The organism is Kitasatospora sp. NPDC057512 (assembly GCF_042802135.1).
In the GTDB taxonomy this organism is placed as follows: domain Bacteria; phylum Actinomycetota; class Actinomycetes; order Streptomycetales; family Streptomycetaceae; genus Kitasatospora.
On record NZ_JBHVET010000119.1, the window covers coordinates 1 to 15,375 of the forward strand.

The 15,375-nt window shown below is 74.6% G+C and carries 15 protein-coding genes and 1 pseudogene; 6 read left to right on the forward strand and 10 right to left on the reverse strand.

Translation table 11 applies throughout. The features are described 5' to 3' along the window. Together ACFU6K_RS11145 and ACFU6K_RS11150 are read right to left on the reverse strand one after the other, a co-directional pair. Positions 1-211 (reverse strand): annotated as a pseudogene (locus tag ACFU6K_RS11145) (N-acetyltransferase); the annotation flags it as partial. 43 nt (positions 212-254) lie between these two features. After that, the gene (locus ACFU6K_RS11150) at positions 255-1,445 is read right to left on the reverse strand and encodes an SAV2148 family HEPN domain-containing protein (RefSeq protein ID WP_380662294.1); all 1,191 of its coding nucleotides are present in this window, start codon (positions 1,443-1,445) and stop codon (positions 255-257) included. A gap of 493 nt (positions 1,446-1,938) precedes the next feature. Between ACFU6K_RS11150 and glgX the strand changes: the two genes are divergently transcribed. From glgX to treZ, 3 genes are all read left to right on the forward strand, one after another. Continuing rightward, the gene (gene glgX, locus ACFU6K_RS11155) at positions 1,939-4,176 is read left to right on the forward strand and encodes a glycogen debranching protein GlgX (protein WP_380662280.1); all 2,238 of its coding nucleotides are present in this window, start codon (positions 1,939-1,941) and stop codon (positions 4,174-4,176) included. 107 nt (positions 4,177-4,283) lie between these two features. Further along, positions 4,284-6,728 carry a malto-oligosyltrehalose synthase gene (treY, locus tag ACFU6K_RS11160; RefSeq protein WP_380662281.1) on the forward strand — a complete coding sequence of 815 codons (2,445 nt, stop codon included), beginning with the start codon at positions 4,284-4,286 and terminating at the stop codon, positions 6,726-6,728. Then, the gene (treZ, locus tag ACFU6K_RS11165) at positions 6,728-8,464 is read left to right on the forward strand and encodes a malto-oligosyltrehalose trehalohydrolase (protein ID WP_380662282.1); all 1,737 of its coding nucleotides are present in this window, start codon (positions 6,728-6,730) and stop codon (positions 8,462-8,464) included. Before treY ends, treZ begins: the two co-directional genes overlap by 1 nt. Positions 8,465-8,478: 14 nt before the next feature. Here the strand turns inward: treZ and ACFU6K_RS11170 are convergent, their stop codons facing one another. Both ACFU6K_RS11170 and ACFU6K_RS11175 read right to left on the reverse strand, forming a co-directional pair. Next, the gene (locus ACFU6K_RS11170) at positions 8,479-9,372 is read right to left on the reverse strand and encodes a transketolase family protein (protein WP_380662283.1); all 894 of its coding nucleotides are present in this window, start codon (positions 9,370-9,372) and stop codon (positions 8,479-8,481) included. A gap of 64 nt (positions 9,373-9,436) precedes the next feature. Next, positions 9,437-10,150 carry a thiamine pyrophosphate-dependent enzyme gene (locus ACFU6K_RS11175; protein WP_380662284.1) on the reverse strand — a complete coding sequence of 238 codons (714 nt, stop codon included), beginning with the start codon at positions 10,148-10,150 and terminating at the stop codon, positions 9,437-9,439. Between the two features lie 57 nt (positions 10,151-10,207). On the opposite strand from ACFU6K_RS11175, the gene soxR reads away from it, so the two are divergent. Both soxR and ACFU6K_RS11185 read left to right on the forward strand, forming a co-directional pair. Then, positions 10,208-10,756, forward strand: coding sequence for a redox-sensitive transcriptional activator SoxR (gene soxR, locus ACFU6K_RS11180; RefSeq protein WP_380662285.1), 549 nt, complete (start codon positions 10,208-10,210; stop codon positions 10,754-10,756). A 62-nt stretch (positions 10,757-10,818) separates the two neighbouring features. Further along, on the forward strand, positions 10,819-11,742 hold the full coding sequence (locus tag ACFU6K_RS11185; RefSeq protein ID WP_380662286.1) for a phosphotransferase family protein: 924 nt from the start codon (positions 10,819-10,821) through the stop codon (positions 11,740-11,742). 6 nt (positions 11,743-11,748) lie between these two features. On the opposite strand, the gene ACFU6K_RS11190 is transcribed toward ACFU6K_RS11185, so the two are convergent. The 4 genes from ACFU6K_RS11190 to ACFU6K_RS11205 all read right to left on the reverse strand — a co-directional run bounded on the left by ACFU6K_RS11190 (position 11,749) and on the right by ACFU6K_RS11205 (position 14,193). Continuing rightward, positions 11,749-12,270, reverse strand: a complete 522-nt coding sequence (locus ACFU6K_RS11190; RefSeq protein ID WP_380662287.1) for a GNAT family N-acetyltransferase — start codon at positions 12,268-12,270, stop codon at positions 11,749-11,751. A 35-nt stretch (positions 12,271-12,305) separates the two neighbouring features. Beyond that, positions 12,306-12,836 (reverse strand): GNAT family N-acetyltransferase, encoded by a 531-nt coding sequence (locus ACFU6K_RS11195; RefSeq protein WP_380662288.1) that lies wholly within the window; start codon positions 12,834-12,836, stop codon positions 12,306-12,308. Between the two features lie 136 nt (positions 12,837-12,972). After that, complete coding sequence (locus ACFU6K_RS11200; protein WP_380662289.1) at positions 12,973-13,593, reverse strand: formylglycine-generating enzyme family protein; 621 nt, start codon at positions 13,591-13,593, stop codon at positions 12,973-12,975. Positions 13,594-13,602: 9 nt separating this feature from the next. Continuing rightward, entirely contained in the window at positions 13,603-14,193 is a 591-nt protein-coding gene (locus ACFU6K_RS11205) for a TetR/AcrR family transcriptional regulator (protein ID WP_380662290.1), read from the reverse strand. Between the two features lie 64 nt (positions 14,194-14,257). Here ACFU6K_RS11205 and ACFU6K_RS11210 point away from each other — a divergent pair, with 64 nt between their 5' ends. After that, positions 14,258-14,740, forward strand: coding sequence for an SRPBCC family protein (locus tag ACFU6K_RS11210; protein ID WP_380662291.1), 483 nt, complete (start codon positions 14,258-14,260; stop codon positions 14,738-14,740). A 69-nt stretch (positions 14,741-14,809) separates the two neighbouring features. Here ACFU6K_RS11210 and ACFU6K_RS11215 read toward each other — a convergent pair whose 3' ends face one another. Beyond that, entirely contained in the window at positions 14,810-14,989 is a 180-nt protein-coding gene (locus ACFU6K_RS11215; RefSeq protein WP_380662292.1) for a hypothetical protein, read from the reverse strand. Beyond that, positions 14,986-15,264 (reverse strand): hypothetical protein, encoded by a 279-nt coding sequence (locus ACFU6K_RS11220; RefSeq protein WP_380662293.1) that lies wholly within the window; start codon positions 15,262-15,264, stop codon positions 14,986-14,988. The genes ACFU6K_RS11215 and ACFU6K_RS11220 overlap by 4 nt, the downstream gene beginning before the upstream one ends. Between the last annotated feature and the right edge of the window lie 111 nt (positions 15,265-15,375).

The following is a 15,375-nucleotide window of genomic DNA, read 5'->3' on the forward strand; positions in this document are numbered from 1 at the left end:
CGGTGACGCAGCCGGCGAAGGCCCGGTCGACCAGGAGTACGGAGGTGTACCTGGTCGAGAAGGACGCCCGCACCCGCTCCCGGGAGCGGGCCGGGTCCCAGCGGCCGAGGCGTTCCAGGTCGGCGCGCATGACCCGGGCCTTGAGGGCCGTGACGGGTTCGAGGTCGTCGGGGGTGGCGGGGCGCAGGCTCCAGGCGGGGTCGCTGTTCACGGCCCGCAGTCTGGCAGCCGCGCCGCCGCCCCGACCAACCGCCCTAGGAGACGGACCGGGAGTCGGCCCAGATGCCCTCGAACTCCTCGCGGTAGACCTCCAGCAGTCCGGGCTCGGTGCCGCCGGGCTGCTGGCCGGCTCCGCCGCGCAGCACCAGGGCCGGGGACTCCATGCCGCGGGCGCGGCGCAGGTAGGGCTGGATGACGCCGAGGTCGCGGCCCTGGCGGCGGCCGCCCGCCTGGCCGGCCGTGCGGGGGCCCTCGACCAGGTAGGCGGTGAAGCGCGGGGTCTCGTCGAAGACCCGGATCTCGAAGCCGCCCTGGTCCCGCAACCGGGCCCGGACCCGCCGTACGTGCATGATGTTCATCTCGATGGAGCGGGACAACTCGCTGCGCCCGAGGCCGAGTTCGCGTTCGCGGCGGCGTACGGCGCTGCTCGCCGGGTTGAGGAACAGCAGCCGGACCCGGCAGCCTTCGCCGGCGAGCCGCACCAGGCGCTTGCCGGTGTAGTTCTGGCAGAGCATGCCGAGGCCGATGCCGAGCGCGTCCAGTCGCCGGGCGCCGTCCAGCAGGTCCTCGACGGGCAGGTCGCGCTGGAGCCGGACCCGGTCGGCGTGGACGGCGACGACGTCCGCGTACCGGCCGGCCACCAGGGACTCGACGACGTCGGCGGGCACCCCGCCGGCGCCGCCGTCCAGCACGGCCAGCAGCCGGGCGGCGGCGCGTTCGGTCTGGGCCAGCACGGTCTGGGTGAGCACCCGGTTGCGGGAGACGACGTGCCGGGCCACCTCCAGTTCGTCCAGCGCCAGTTCGATCTCGCGCCGGTCGGCGAGGTACGGCTCGAAGCAGGGCCAGTGCTGGACCATCAGCTCGCGCAGCTGGGGCATGGTGAGGAAGACCAGCGGGTCGTCGTCGGCGGGGTCGAGCAGGTAGCCCTTGCGGCGGCTGACCTCGCGCACGGCGCCGGCCCGGTGCGCCCACTCCTCGCCGGCCGGGCCGGCGGCGGCGGTGACCCAGTCCTCGCCGTGGGCGGGGGCGTAGATCGGGTGCAGCACCTCGTCGACGAGGGCGCGCAGCCGCTGTTCGACCAGGTTGAGCCAGACGTAGGCGCGGCCGGACAGCCGGACGCGCTGGTAGGCGTCGTCCCACTCGGCGGCCGACCAGGCCAGGGCGGGTATCTCGACGGGGCCGCCCTGGGCGGGCACCAGGGCCCGGCCGGTCAGGGCGGGGCGCATGACCACCGTGGGCGCCTCGCTGCGGGCCGCGCCCCGGCCGGGGCCGTCGGGCCCGGTGCCGCGGCCGCCGGCGGGGAACACCATGCGCCACCTCATCTGGTCGCCGCAACCGACCCCCGCGGGCGCGGGGACCGTTGACGGGCTGTCGGGAGTCGGCCCAGGCGGCCGGACGATCAAGGGTACTGCCCGTCGCGAGCCGCCCGCAGCCGGATGCCCGGGGGCTCTCCCGCACCACCGGGAGCACTCTTCACACGAATGCCCGACGGACGCTCGTTCGGCCCAACCCGGGCCGGATCTCCCGGACGCCGGGGGAGGGCTCGGGGAGTATGCGCTGTGCCGCGCGTCACGGCGGCTGTGCCGTGCGTCACGGCGCGCGGTTGCGCACATGCCCGGCCGTCCGGCCGGGAAGAGAGCGTCCGGGTCCGGGCAGACGGCCGGGCCGCTTGTCGGACTACACGTCAGTTTCCGTCGGCAGCAAGGAAGTTGAGGAGTCATGCAGGTCTGGCCCGGTACGCCCTACCCGCTCGGCGCCACCTACGACGGGGCCGGCGTCAACTTCGCGGTGTTCTCCGAGAGCGCCGACCGGATCGAGCTGTGCCTGATCGCCGAGGACGGCTCCGAGACGGCCGTCGAGCTGCGCGAGACGGACGCCTTCGTCCGGCACGCCTACCTCCCGGGCATCCAGCCCGGCCAGCGCTACGGCTTCCGCGTGCACGGCCCGTACAACCCCGGCCTGGGCCAGCGGCACAACAGCGCCAAGCTGCTCCTGGACCCGTACGCCAAGGCGATGAGCGGGCACATCGACTGGGACGAGTCCGTCTACGGCTACCACTTCGGCGCCCCCGAGCGCCGCAACGACCTGGACTCCGCCCCGCACACCATGCACTCGGTGGTCATCAACCCGTACTTCGACTGGGGCACCGACCGCCCGCCGCGCACCGACTACCACCGCACCGTCATCTACGAGGCCCACGTCAAGGGCCTCACCCGGCTGCACCCGGGCATCCCCGAGGAGATCCGCGGAACGTACGCGGGCCTGGCCCACCCGGCGGTGATCGAGCACCTGGCCAAGCTCGGCGTCACCGCCATCGAGCTGATGCCGGTGCACCAGTTCGTCCGCGACCACCGGCTGCGGGACCTGGGCCTGGCCAACTACTGGGGCTACAACACCGTCGGCTTCTTCGCCCCGCACTCCTCCTACTCCTCCACCGGCGACCGCGGCCAGCAGGTGCAGGAGTTCAAGTCCATGGTCAAGGCGCTGCACGCGGCCGGGATCGAGGTGATCCTGGACGTCGTCTACAACCACACCGCCGAGGGCAACCACCTGGGGCCGACGCTGTCGCTGCGCGGCCTGGACAACGTCTCCTACTACCGCCTCGCCCGGGACCAGCGCTTCTACGAGGACACCACCGGCACCGGCAACAGCCTGCTGATGCGCAGCCCGCACGTGCTCCAGCTGATCATGGACTCGCTGCGCTACTGGGTCACCGAGATGCACGTGGACGGCTTCCGCTTCGACCTCGCCGCCACCCTCGCCCGGCAGTTCCACGAGGTGGACCGGCTCTCCTCCTTCTTCGACCTGGTCCAGCAGGACCCGGTGGTCTCCCAGGCCAAGCTGATCGCCGAGCCCTGGGACCTCGGCGAGGGCGGCTACCAGGTGGGCAACTTCCCCCCGCTGTGGACGGAGTGGAACGGCATGTACCGGGACACCGTGCGGGACCTGTGGCGCGGCGAGAACGCCGCCCTCGCCGAGTTCGGCTCCCGGCTCACCGGCTCCTCCGACCTCTACCAGGACGACGGCCGCCGCCCGATCGCCTCGATCAACTTCGTGACCTGCCACGACGGTTTCACCCTGCGCGACCTGGTCTCGTACAACGAGAAGCACAACCAGGCCAACGGCGAGGAGAACCGGGACGGCGAGTCCTTCAACCGCTCCTGGAACTGCGGCGTCGAGGGCCCCGCCGCCGACCCGGCCGTCGAGGAACTGCGGGCGCGCCAGCAGCGCAACTTCATCGCCACCCTGATGCTCTCCCAGGGCGTGCCGATGCTCTCCCACGGCGACGAGCTCGGCCGCACCCAACTGGGCAACAACAACGCCTACTGCCAGGACAACGAGCTCACCTGGGTGCACTGGCCGGAGGGCGACGGGCCGCAGGCGCGGCTGCTGGAGTTCACCCAGGGGATGATCTGGCTGCGCCGCGACCACCCGGTGTTCCGGCGGCGGCGGTTCTTCCACGGCCGGCCGGTGTCCGGGCGGCCGGGGTCGCCCGGGCCCGCGTCCGGCGCACCGGTCCGGGGCGGGCACGGCCCCGGCGCGCACGGCCCGGGCGGGCCGGGCGGGGACGGGCCGGGAGCGGGCGGGCCGGCCGTCGGAGGGTTCGACGACCTCACCGACATCGCCTGGTTCACCCCGGCCGGGGAGGAGATGACCAAGCGCAACTGGGGCGCCAGCTACGCCAAGTCGCTGACCGTCTTCCTCAACGGCTACGCGATCTCCGAACCCGACCGGCGCGGCGGGCGGATCGTCGACGACTCCTTCCTGCTGCTGTTCAACGCCCACTTCGAGCCGCTGGAGTTCACCGTGCCCGCCGACCACGGGCAGGAGTGGCAGGTCGTGGTCGACACCGCCCGGCCCCGGCTGCCCGCCCCGGGGACGGGCGCCCGGGTCAAGGCCGGGGACTCCCTCTGGCTCACCGACCGCTCGCTGATGGTGCTGCAACGGCCCGCGTAGCCCGGTCCCCGGAACGTGCCGCCACGCCGTCGGACGGCCGGGGGCGGTCACCTGTTCGGGTCAGCAGCGGGTCTTGGCGGCGGGCTCCCCCGGGTACCTATGGAGCTATGACCCCCGCCGCCGAGCCCGCGCAGCCCCGCCCGGCCGCCGCCGTCCCCTCGTCGTCGTACCGCCTCCAGCTCCAGCCCGGCTTCACCCTCCGCGACGCCACCGCCGCCGTCCCCTACCTGGCCGCCCTCGGCGTCTCCCACCTGCACCTCTCCCCGCTGCTGGAGGCCGTCCCCGGCTCCACCCACGGCTACGACACCGTCGACCACACCAGGATCAGCGAGCAGCTCGGCGGCGAACCGGCGCTGCGCGCGCTGGCCGCCGAGGCGCACCGCCACGGCCTGCGGCTGATCGCCGACGTGGTGCCCAACCACATGGCCGTGCCCGCCCCCGAACGGCTCAACCGGCCGCTGTGGCAGGTGCTGCGCGACGGGCCCGACTCGCCGTACGCGCACTGGTTCGACATCGACTGGACCGCCCAGCCGGGCCCCGCCGACGCCCCCGGGCGCGGACGGGTGCTGCTGCCGCTGCTCGGCGACCGGCTCGGCGCCGTACTGAACCGGCTCACCGTGGACGGCGACACCCTGCGCTACCACGAGCACGAACTGCCGCTGCGCCCCGGCACCTCCGGGCTCCCGCTCGGCGAGCTGCTCGCCCGCCAGTGGTACCGGCTCGCCTGGTGGCGCCTGGCCCGCACCGAGCTCAACTACCGGCGCTTCTTCACCGTCAACGAGCTGATCGCGCTGCGGGCCGAGGACCCGGAGGTGTTCGCCGCCACCCACGCCGTCCTGCTCGCCCTGCACGCCGACGGCGTCCTGGACGGCTTCCGGATCGACCACCCGGACGGGCTCGCCGACCCGCGCGGCTACCTGCGGCGCCTGGCCGACGCCACCGGCGGGGCGTACGTGGTGGTCGAGAAGATCCTCACCGGCGAGGAGCGGCTGCCCGAGGACTGGCCGGTGGCCGGCACCACCGGCTACGACGCGCTGCGCCGGATCGACGGCGTGCTCCTCGACCACGCGGGCGCCTGCCGGCTGGCCGGGGCGTACGAGTCCTTCCTGCACGGCGGCCCGGTCCGGGACCTCTGCGCGGACCCGCACCCCGCGGTCGCCGAGGCCCGGCGCGGGCGGGCCGACATGACCGGGCCGGACGGCGAACTCGCCGCCGAGGTCGAGCGGCTGGTCCGGATCGCGCTGCGGATCGGCGCCGCCGAGCCCGCGCACGCCGACCACGCGCCGGGGCAGCTGCGCGCGGCGCTCGGCCGGCTGCTCACCGGCTACCCGGCGTACCGGCCGTACGCCCGGCCCGGCGAGGCCGTCCCGGCCGCCTCGGCGCGGCAGCTGCGGGCCGCCCTGGACGGCTCCGCCGACCCGACCGACCGGCTGGTGGCCGCGCTCGCGCTCGGGGAGCTGGGCCGCGGCGCGGACAAGGACGAGTTCTGCGCGCGCTTCGCCCAGACCGCCGCCGCGGTGGCCGCCAAGGGCGTCGAGGACACCGCCTTCTACCGCTGGAACGCCCTGCCCGGCCTCAACGAGGTCGGCGGCGAGCCGTCCCGGCCCGGCCTGCACCCGGCGGAGTTCCACGACTGGTGCCGCGCCCTGGAGCGCGACTGGCCGCACAGCATGACGGTGCTCTCCACCCACGACACCAAGCGCAGCGCCGACGCCCGGGCCCGGCTCGCCGTGCTCGCCGAGCGGCCGGACGCCTGGGCCGCCGAGGCCGGCGCCTGGTCCACCGCCGCGGGCCCCGCCGCGCCCGGCCTCGACCGGGACGCCGACTGGCTGCTCTGGCACACCCTGGTCGCCGCCTGGCCGATCGACCCGGACCGGCTGGTCGCCGCCCTGCTCAAGGCCGTCCGCGAGGCCAAGCTGCACACCTCCTGGACCGCCCCCGACCCCCGCTACGAGAGGGCCCTGGAGCAGCGCGCCCGCTCCGTCCACGGCAACCCCGGGCTGCTGCCCCGGATCGAGGGCGCCGTGCACGCCCTCGCCCCGTACGCCCGCGCCAACACCCTGGCCGCCGCGCTGCTGCACCTCACCGTGCCGGGCGTGCCGGACCTCTACCAGGGCAGCGAGGAGCCGCTGTACACCCTGGTGGACCCGGACAACCGGGGCGTGGTGGACCTCGGCGCGCTGGCCGTGCGGCTCACCGACGCGGCCGCGCCGCGCCCCGGCGACCTCGCCCGGGAGAAGCTGCACCTCACCGCCACCGCGCTGCACCTGCGCCGCTCCCGGCCGCTCGGCTCCTACCGCCCGCTGCCCGCCGCCGGCCCGGCCGCCGAGCACCTGCTGGCCTTCGCCCGGGGCGCGGACGCGGTCACCGCCGTCACCCGGCTGCCGTTCGGGCTGGAGCGGGCCGGCGGCTGGCGCGACACCGTGCTGGAGCTGCCGGCGGGCGGGCCGTGGACGGACGAGCTGACCGGGCGGGGCTTCCCGGCGGGCGCGGTGCCGGTCGCGGAGCTGCTGACGGCGCTGCCGGTGGCGCTGCTGACGAGGAGGGGCTGATGCCGGTCTACCAGGTGTGGGCGCCCGCCGCCGCCACCCGGGTGCGGGTCGAAGTGGACGGTACGGCCCACGAGTTGGACCGCTGCCCGGACCGGGACGGCTGGTGGTCCGGCGAGGCCCCGGCGGGCGACTACGCCTTCCGGCTCGACGACGGCCCGCCGCTGCCCGACCCGCGCTCGGCCCGGCAGCCGTACGGCCCGGACGGGCCCAGCCGCGCCGTGGACCACGCCGGGTTCCGCTGGTCGCGGACCGGCTGGCGCGGCCGGGCGCTGCCCGGCGCGGTGCTGTACGAGCTGCACGTGGGCACCTTCACCCCCCGCGGCACCTTCGACGCCGCCGCCGAACACCTGGACCACCTGGTCGAGTTGGGCGTGGACTTCGTCGAGCTGATGCCGGTCTGCCCGTTCCCCGGCAAGCACGGCTGGGGCTACGACGGGGTCTCGCCCTGGGCCGTCCACGAGCCCTACGGCGGACCCGAGGGGCTCAAGCGCTTCGTCGACGCCGCCCACCGCAAGGGCCTCGGGGTGGTGCTGGACGTCGTCCACAACCACCTCGGCCCGTCGGGCAACCACCTTCCCGCGTACGGGCCGTACTTCACCGACCGGCACCACACCCCGTGGGGCGCGGCGGTCAACCTGGACGCGCCCGGCTCGGACGAGGTGCGCGCCTACCTGATCGGCAGCGCGCTGGCCTGGCTGCGCGACTACCGGATCGACGGGCTGCGGCTGGACGCCGTGCACGCCCTCGCGGACGACCGGGCCGTCCACTTCCTGGAGGAACTCTCCACCGAGGTCCGGACGTTGGCGGTCGCCACCAACCGGCCGCTGTTCCTGGTCGCCGAGTCCGACCGCAACACCCCGGCCACCACCACCCCGCGCGAGGCGGGCGGACAGGGCCTCGCCGCCCAGTGGAGCGACGACTTCCACCACGCCCTGCACTGCGCGCTCACCGGCGAATCCCACGGCTACTACCGGGACTTCGCCCGCGAGCCGCTCGCCGCCCTCGCCCGGACCCTCACCCGGGGGTTCTTCCACGACGGCACCTGGTCCTCCTTCCGCGGCCGCACCCACGGGCGCCCGTTCACCCCGCTCGGCGACGGCCACCGGCTGCTCGGCTACCTCCAGACCCACGACCAGGTCGGCAACCGGGCCCTCGGGGACCGCGTCTCGGCCGGCCTCTCCCCCGGCCGGCTCGCCTGCGGCGCGGCCCTGGTGCTCACCTCGCCGTTCACGCCGATGCTCTTCATGGGCGAGGAGTGGGGTGCCGCCACCCCCTGGCAGTACTTCACCGACCACACCGACCCGGACCTCGCCGAGGCCGTCCGGCGGGGCCGGCGGCGGGAGTTCGCCGAGCACGGCTGGGCCGCCGAGGCCGTCCCCGACCCGCAGGAACCCGCCACCGTGCTGCGCTCGGTCCTCGACTGGACCGAACCCCGGCGCGCCCCGCACAGCGAACTCCTCGCCTGGTACCGGCAGTTGATCCGGCTGCGGCGCGAACGGCCGGAGCTGTCCGACCCCGACCTCGGCGCGGTACGGGTGACGTACGACGAGGCGGCGGGCCTGCTGGTGGTGCACCGGGGGCCGTACCGGATCGCCGTCAACCTCGGGCCGCGGGAGGCCGCGCTGCCGCTGGGGGCCGCCGGGCGCGAGGTGGTGGCGGCCTTCGGGGCGGCGGCACTGGAGGGGACGGCGGTGCGGGTCGCGGCGGACGCGGTCGCGATCGTGCTGACCGGCTGACCTGGCCGGCCGACTCACCAGAGGAAGGTGCCGATCCGCTCCCGCAGCGACGGGGCGTCCAGGCCGTAGGCGGCCAGGTGCTCCTCGATCGAGCCGTAGTGCCGGTGCTCCTCACGCGGCACGCCCAGGCCCAGCACCCGGTGCGGGCGGTCGGCGAGCGCCGCGTGCGCCTCGTTGGCGGAGGTGCCCGCCAGGTACGGCTCGACCAGCACCACGTCCGCCCGGTCGCCCAGCGCCGCGCGCAGCCCGGCGGCGTCGAAGGGGCGCACCGTCGCCGCGTACAGCACGGTGACGTCCAGGCCCCCGGTGGCCGCGAGCACCGCGTCCAGCATCGGCCCGACGGCGAGCACCACACCGCGCGAGCCCGTCCGGACGGTGGCGAAGCGGCCCGGCTCGACCGGCACCGCGGCCGCGTTCTGGTGCGCCGAGAGCCGCACGTAGACGTTGCGGTCGCCGTCCGCGTAGGCGTGGCGCAGCAGCCGCTCGGCCTCGTCCGGGTGGCCGGGGACGTGGACCGTCCAGTCCGGCAGGGTGTCCAGCAGGGCGACGTCGCCCGGGGACATGTGGGTGCGGCCGCCGGCCGGCCAGTCGTACGAGCCCGCCGCGCTCACCAGCACGGCGCCGACGCCCTGGTGGACGAGGTCCAGCTTGACCTGCTCGAAGGGCCGCTCGATCAGGAAGCTGGCGAAGGTGTGGGCGATCGGACGCATCCCGGTGAGGGCCAGGCCGCCGGCCGCGCCGACCAGCAGCTGCTCGCGGATGCCGACGTTGACGACCCGGTCGGGGTGGCGCTCCTGGGCCGGGGCGAAGGCGGCCGCGGTGATGTCGGCGAGCACCACGGCCAGCCGGGGGTCCTCGTCCAGCAGGCGGGTGGTGACGTCCACGAAGCGGTCGCGCATGGTGTCCATCGGTGAAGTGCCTCTCGTTACTGGGGTGGTCGGTGGTCGGGTCCGGCGGGGGCGGGCCGCCCGCTCAGGAGTCCTTGGGTTCGACCCGGGCGACCACCACGTGCGGGCGGCCCGGGTGCTCGGCGGTGTAGGCGCGGTGCAGCGCCTCGTGGTCGCGGCCGTCCACCGTCGCGGTCGACCAGCCCTCGGCCGCGAACCGCTGGGCGAGGCCGCCCTGCCAGCCGTGCGTGGCCGAGGAGTTGTCGATCACCACCACGTGCAGCCGGTCCAGTCCGTACGCCCCGGCGAAGGCCACCGCCTCGGCGTTGGAGCCCTCGTCGAACTCCGCGTCGCCGACCAGCACCCACACCGCCGGGTCGGTCAGGCCCTGCGCCCGCAGCCCGAGCGCGGTGCCGACGGCCAGCGGCAGGCCGTGCCCGAGCGAGCCGGAAGCGATCTCCACGCCGGGGACCAGCGTGCGGTCCGGGTGGTGGCCGAGCGGCGAGTCGTAGCCGCCGAAGCTCGGCAGCACCTCCGGGGAGATGAAGCCCTTGGCCGCCAGCACCGCGTAGTAGGCCATCGGGCCGTGGCCCTTGGAGAGCAGGAAGCGGTCCCGGTCCTGGGCCCCGGCGGTGGCGGGGGTGACCCGCAGCACCCGGTCGTACAGCACCCAGAGGGCGTCCAGGGTGGAGGTGGCGGCGGGACCGTGCTTCTCGTCGCCGGTCATCAGGCCCATCAGGGCCGAAAGGTCCTCGAACCGGGCCCCGGTGGCGGTGCCCGCAGTCGCGTTCGTCGTCATGACCACGATGGTGCAACTTAAAGCCGGCTTGAGGTCAAGCGGTTACAGTGGGTTCCCATGACCGCCCATTCCGACGGCCGTCGGACCCCCGGCCCGCACCACGCCGACCTGCTCACCATCGGCCAACTCGCCGACCGCAGCGGCCTCGCCCCCTCCGCGCTGCGCTACTACGAGAGCCTCGACCTGATCCAGGCCACCCGCACCGCCGGCGGCCAGCGCCGCTACACCCGCGGCACGCTGCGCCGGATCGCCTTCATCCGCGCCGCCCAGCGGGTCGGCCTCTCCCTCGACGAGGCCCGGGTCGCCCTCGACCGCCTCCCCGAGCGCCCGGCCCCCAGCGGCACCGAGTGGGACCGGGTCGCCGAGTCCTGGCAGAGCCGGATCGACGAGCAGATCGCCGAACTGCAACGGCTGAAGGCCAAACTCAGCGGCTGCATCGGCTGCGGCTGCCTCTCGCTGACCCGCTGCGCCCTCTACAACGCCGCCGACCGCGCCGGCGAGGCCGGCCCCGGCGCCCGCTACCTGCTCACCCGCGACCCGGACACCGGGCCCGAGCCGGTCCCGCCGGCCGTCGGGACCTGCGGCACCCGCCGGGGCGGGCGCTGACCGCCCGAGCCGGAGCTGAAATGCCTTTGCGCCACGGGCGCCCGTCTGCTTACGGTGCCGCTGTGCTGCCCTTGGTGCTGACGGACGAGGAGTGGGACGCGGTCGTCCCCGACGAGACGGTGATGCGCCCCGGCGCCGAGGCGCTCTGCGCCCGGCTGGGCGTCCCAGACCTGCCCCTGGAGCGCTTCCCGGAGGGCTCCGTCCCGGTGTACGCGGTCGGTGACGCGCTGGTGCTCAAGCTGTTCCCGGCGGCCAGCGCCCGCGACGGCATCGTCGAGGAGCGGGTGCTCACCCGCCTGGACGGCGCCCTGCCGATCCCCACCCCGTCCCTCCACCAGGCCGGCGAGGACGCCAACGGCTGGCGCTACCTCCTGATGTCCCGGCTGCCCGGGGAGGGCCTCGCACCGGCCTGGCCGCGCATCCCGCGGCCCGACCGCGAGCGGATCGCCCGCCGCTGCGGCGAGGCGCTCGCCGCCCTGCACGCTCTCGACCCCGAACCGCTCGCCGACACCCTCGGGCCCGGCGACTGGCCGGCCTTCCTGACGCGCCAACGGGCGGGCGCGGTGGACCGCCAGCGCGAGCGCGGGCTGGCCGAGGAGTGGCTGGAGCAGATCCCGGACTTCCTCGCCGCCGCCCCGCTCCCCACCGCCCCCGGCCGCGCGCTGCTGCACACCGAGTTCATGCGCGAGCACCTGCTCACCGACCCGGCCGACGACTGGCGCCTCACCGGCCTGCTCGACTTCGAGCCCGCGATGATCGGCGACCCGGCCTACGACCTGGTCGCCGTCGGCCTCTTCACCACCCGGGCCGACCCACACCTGCTCGGCCACCTGCTGGACGCCTACGGCCGCGCCGTGGACCCGCGCCTGCTGATGGCGTACACCCTGCTCCACGTCTACAGCAACTTGCCGTGGTACCTCCGGGAGTTGAAGCCCTCGGCGCGGACGCTGGACGCCCTCGCCGAGGAGTGGTTCGGAGTTCCCTAGGGCGGGTCAGGGACGCGGGTCGGTGCGCAGCAGGCTGTACCGGACGACGTCACGCCACTCGCCGCCGCGGAAGGTCACCGCGCGCTGCACGCCTTCCCGGGTGAAGCCGAGCTTCTCCAGGACGCGCTGCTCCGCCAGGTTGCCCGCCTCGGTGTCCGCCTCCAGCCGCATCACCGGCGAGTGCGCGAACAGGTAGTCCACCAGCAGCCGTTGGGCCCGGGTGCCGACCCCGCGCCCGCGCGCCTCCGGTACCAGCTGCACGCCCAGGCTCCAGTACGGGGCGGACGGCCGCACCCCGCTGCGGTTGGCGGCGACGAAGCCGCCGAACCCGCCGTCGACGACGACCGCGAGCATCACCTGCCCATCCTCCAGCAGCCCGCTCTCCGCCCACCGACGGCGGAGCCGCTGCGGGTCCCGCCAGCCGTACCACTGGAATTCGCCCAGCGCCTGCGGATCGTTCACCAGCTCCCCGAGGGCGCCGAGGTCGGCCTCGGCCATCGGGCGCAGGGTGACGGTTTCTTCGCTCATGTCGGCGTCAACGCCCCGGTGGACGTGTCGGTTCCTCATGTGGACACCGGGCGGGGATCGGTGCGCAGCAGGCTGTAGAGGACGACGTCGCGCCACTCGCCGGCCCGGAAGAGCTGCGACCTCTTCACGCCCTCGCGGACGAAACCGAGCTTCTCCAGGACGCGTTGCTCGGCCACGTTCCCGGATTCGGTCTCCGCCTCCACCCGCATCACCGGAGAATGCGCGAACAGGTAGTCGACGAACAGCCGCTGCGCCCGGGTGCCGATCCCCCGGCCACGCGCCCCGGGCAGCAGCTGCGCACCCATGCTCCAGTGCCAGCCGGTCGGCGCCGCGACCTCCCGCATGGCGGCGGCGTAGCCGCGGAACTCCCCGTCCACGGTGATCGCGAGCGTCCACTGCCCGTCCGTGAGCAGCCCGTTCTCGGCCCAGACCCGGCGGATCCGGTCCGGTTGCCGCCAGCCGAGCCAGAGGTGCTCGCCCATGGTGTCGGGGTCGTTCAGCAGGGACAGGAAGTGCGGGAGGTCGGCTTCGGCGATCGGGCGCAGGGTGACGGTTTCTTCGCTCATGTCGGCGTCAACGCGGGATTCCGTGGTGACGGTTCCTCAATTCACCGGGAAATCAGCGTGATTCTCCCGTCGTCTCGCGATTTACTGCGCCCCGATATCCTTTACCGCGCCGGGCGCTCCTTTACCGCGGCCGCCTTCACACGACGTTCGAGCGGGCGAGCCGGAATCCGACGTCGTCGATCCGCAGGGTCGGGTGGCTGCGGCGGCGGACGGAGGCGCGGCAGCTCCAGTGCTCGTCGAACCAGCCGCCGCCGCGCAGGACGCGGTAGTCGCCGTACACCTCGGGGTCGTAGCGCTCCCAGCACCACTCCCAGACGTTGCCGAGCAGGTCGTACAACCCGTAGGCGTTCGGGAGCAGTTCGCCCACCGGGTGCGGCCGCTCGTCCGAGTTGCCGCGGTGCCAGGCGATCCCGTCCAGCGGGCCGTAGCGCGGGCCGTCCGTACCGGCGCGGCAGGCGTGCTCCCACTCGGCCTCGGTGGGCAGCCGGTAGCCGTCGGCGGCGCGGTCCCAGGCGACCTCCTCGCCGTCCACTTCATAGGCGGGCGCGAGGCCTTCGCGCCGGGAGAGTTCGTTGCAGTAGTGGACGGCGTCGAACCAGGAGACGCTGTGCGCGGGGCGCCGGTCGCCGGTCGCTCCCTCGTACTGCTCACGGGTCACCGGACAGGCCGCCAGCTCGTACGCGGCCACGCCGACGGCCCAACTGCGCTGGGTACGACGATCGGAGAGGGTGACGCGGCCGGCCGGAACGGTGATCATCCGCCGATCCTAGGGTGCGCCCCGCAGCAGGGCGATCGCGGACTGCTCGGCCAGCTCCTCGGCGTGCGGCGGAAGCGGCGCACCGGCGTGCAGGGGGCCGCGGACCACGGCGAGCGGCAGGCCGGTGACGGCCAGGGCGACCCGGTCGAGGTCCAGCGGCGTCGCGCCGCCGAGCCGCCCGGCCAGCCCGGCCAGGGCCTCCCGCACCCGGTTCCCGCCCTGCCGGTCGCGCCGCCGCTGCTCCTCGGACCACTCCGCCCTGCCGAAGGCCTCCGGGCCGTGCAGCAGGACGACGGCCCGCTCGCGGTGGGCCCGGCTCCAGGCGACGACCTGCCGGGCGAGCGCGCCCGCCGCGAGGTGCGGTTCCTCGTGCGCGTCGATGGCGGGCAGGCAGGCGCCCTGGAACTCCTCGACCGTCCGCAGCCACAACTCGGCCAGCAGCGCGGAACGTTGGGGGAAGCGGTGGTAGACGGAGCCGTTGGGCGCACCGCTCTCCCGGACGACGGCGGACATCGTGACGGCGGCCGGCCCGCCGGCGGCCGCGAGCCGCACGGCGGCGTCGAGGAGGGCGGATTCGTCGTGGCGGGGTGGCCTGGGCATGGAGTGGAGAGTACTCTCCAATTCAATTGGAGGGGATCATCCAAAACCAGGGGGGAGCCCCGGCATGGCCGTGCTCAACATCCACGAACGCACCATCCCCGCACCGGCGGAGACCGTCGGCGCCCTCATCGACACCCTCGCGGGCCCGGACGACCGGCTCTGGCCGGGCCCGCGCTGGCCCCGGATGCGGTTCGACCGCCCGCTCGCCCCCGGCGCCACCGGCGGCCACGGCCCGATCCGCTACACCGTCTCCGGCTACGCACCGGGCCAGTGGATCCGCTTCCGCTTCGACGGCCCACGCGGCTTCGACGGCCACCACGAGTTCACCGTCCACCCGGCGGGCGAGGCCACCGTGCTCCGCCACACCATCGCCATGCGCCTCCACGGCCCCGGCCGACTCGGCTGGCCCCTCGCCTTCCGCTGGCTGCACGACGCCCTCCTGGAGGACAGCCTCGACCGCGCGGTACGAGCGGTCGGCGGCACCGTCCCCCACCCCGCCCGCTGGAGCCCGTACGTCCACCTCCTGCGCCGCCTGATCCGCCACTGACCGAGGAAGGCCGGGGGAATCAGTCGGCCGCTCGCAGCCGACAGGACCACGAGCACACAGAGGTACGCGTCACCGAGGCGACCGCTCCGCCTCGATCGCCGCCAGGATCCGTCGCCGGACAGTGACCGAAGCCTCGGGCAGCCAGTACGCCAACTCCGCTTCGAGGCGCCGCCGCTCGGCGCGGAGAAGCCGGGCGAGGCGCGTGCGGGAGCAGTGCAGGAACCACCATCCCAGGATGCGGTCGATCACAAGGGCTCCCCGGTGGGCGAGTTCGCCCAGCGGATCCGCACCTCACGGTCGCCGACCGGGATGACGACCACCGGGTTCTCGGCGAGGTCGCGGATGGCGTCCCGCCGGGCACAGGGGCCGGTGAGGCGGCGCTCCAGCTGCCAGTACTCGAAGCGGGACATCGGGACGCGGCAGATCACGTCCCAGATCATCGCGAGGGTCTCGGAATTGAGGGTGTGGACACCCGACGGCCGGAACCCCGGAATCTCCACGCGGATGTCGTGATCGGCCCTCATGCGGCCACCTCGCACCAGATGATCTTGCCGATCGGCTCACGCGGGCTGCAACCCCACGATTTGGCAATGGACTTGACGAGGTGCAGACCGCGCCCGGCCTCGACATAGAGG

What these genes read in the sequence shown, in the direction of transcription:
- soxR (WP_380662285.1), top strand. Translation starts at nt 10,208, where the DNA reads ATGACCGCCCATTCCGACGGCCGTCGGACCCCCGGCCCGCACCACGCC.
- ACFU6K_RS11190 (WP_380662287.1), bottom strand. Translation starts at nt 12,270, where the DNA reads ATGAGCGAAGAAACCGTCACCCTGCGCCCGATGGCCGAGGCCGACCTC.
- ACFU6K_RS11200 (WP_380662289.1), bottom strand. Translation starts at nt 13,593, where the DNA reads ATGATCACCGTTCCGGCCGGCCGCGTCACCCTCTCCGATCGTCGTACC.
- treZ (WP_380662282.1), top strand. Translation starts at nt 6,728, where the DNA reads ATGCCGGTCTACCAGGTGTGGGCGCCCGCCGCCGCCACCCGGGTGCGG.
- ACFU6K_RS11210 (WP_380662291.1), top strand. Translation starts at nt 14,258, where the DNA reads ATGGCCGTGCTCAACATCCACGAACGCACCATCCCCGCACCGGCGGAG.
- treY (WP_380662281.1), top strand. Translation starts at nt 4,284, where the DNA reads ATGACCCCCGCCGCCGAGCCCGCGCAGCCCCGCCCGGCCGCCGCCGTC.
- ACFU6K_RS11175 (WP_380662284.1), bottom strand. Translation starts at nt 10,150, where the DNA reads ATGACGACGAACGCGACTGCGGGCACCGCCACCGGGGCCCGGTTCGAG.
- ACFU6K_RS11170 (WP_380662283.1), bottom strand. Translation starts at nt 9,372, where the DNA reads ATGGACACCATGCGCGACCGCTTCGTGGACGTCACCACCCGCCTGCTG.
- ACFU6K_RS11220 (WP_380662293.1), bottom strand. Translation starts at nt 15,264, where the DNA reads ATGAGGGCCGATCACGACATCCGCGTGGAGATTCCGGGGTTCCGGCCG.
- ACFU6K_RS11205 (WP_380662290.1), bottom strand. Translation starts at nt 14,193, where the DNA reads ATGCCCAGGCCACCCCGCCACGACGAATCCGCCCTCCTCGACGCCGCC.
- glgX (WP_380662280.1), top strand. Translation starts at nt 1,939, where the DNA reads ATGCAGGTCTGGCCCGGTACGCCCTACCCGCTCGGCGCCACCTACGAC.
- ACFU6K_RS11195 (WP_380662288.1), bottom strand. Translation starts at nt 12,836, where the DNA reads ATGAGCGAAGAAACCGTCACCCTGCGCCCGATCGCCGAAGCCGACCTC.
- ACFU6K_RS11150 (WP_380662294.1), bottom strand. Translation starts at nt 1,445, where the DNA reads ATGCGCCCCGCCCTGACCGGCCGGGCCCTGGTGCCCGCCCAGGGCGGC.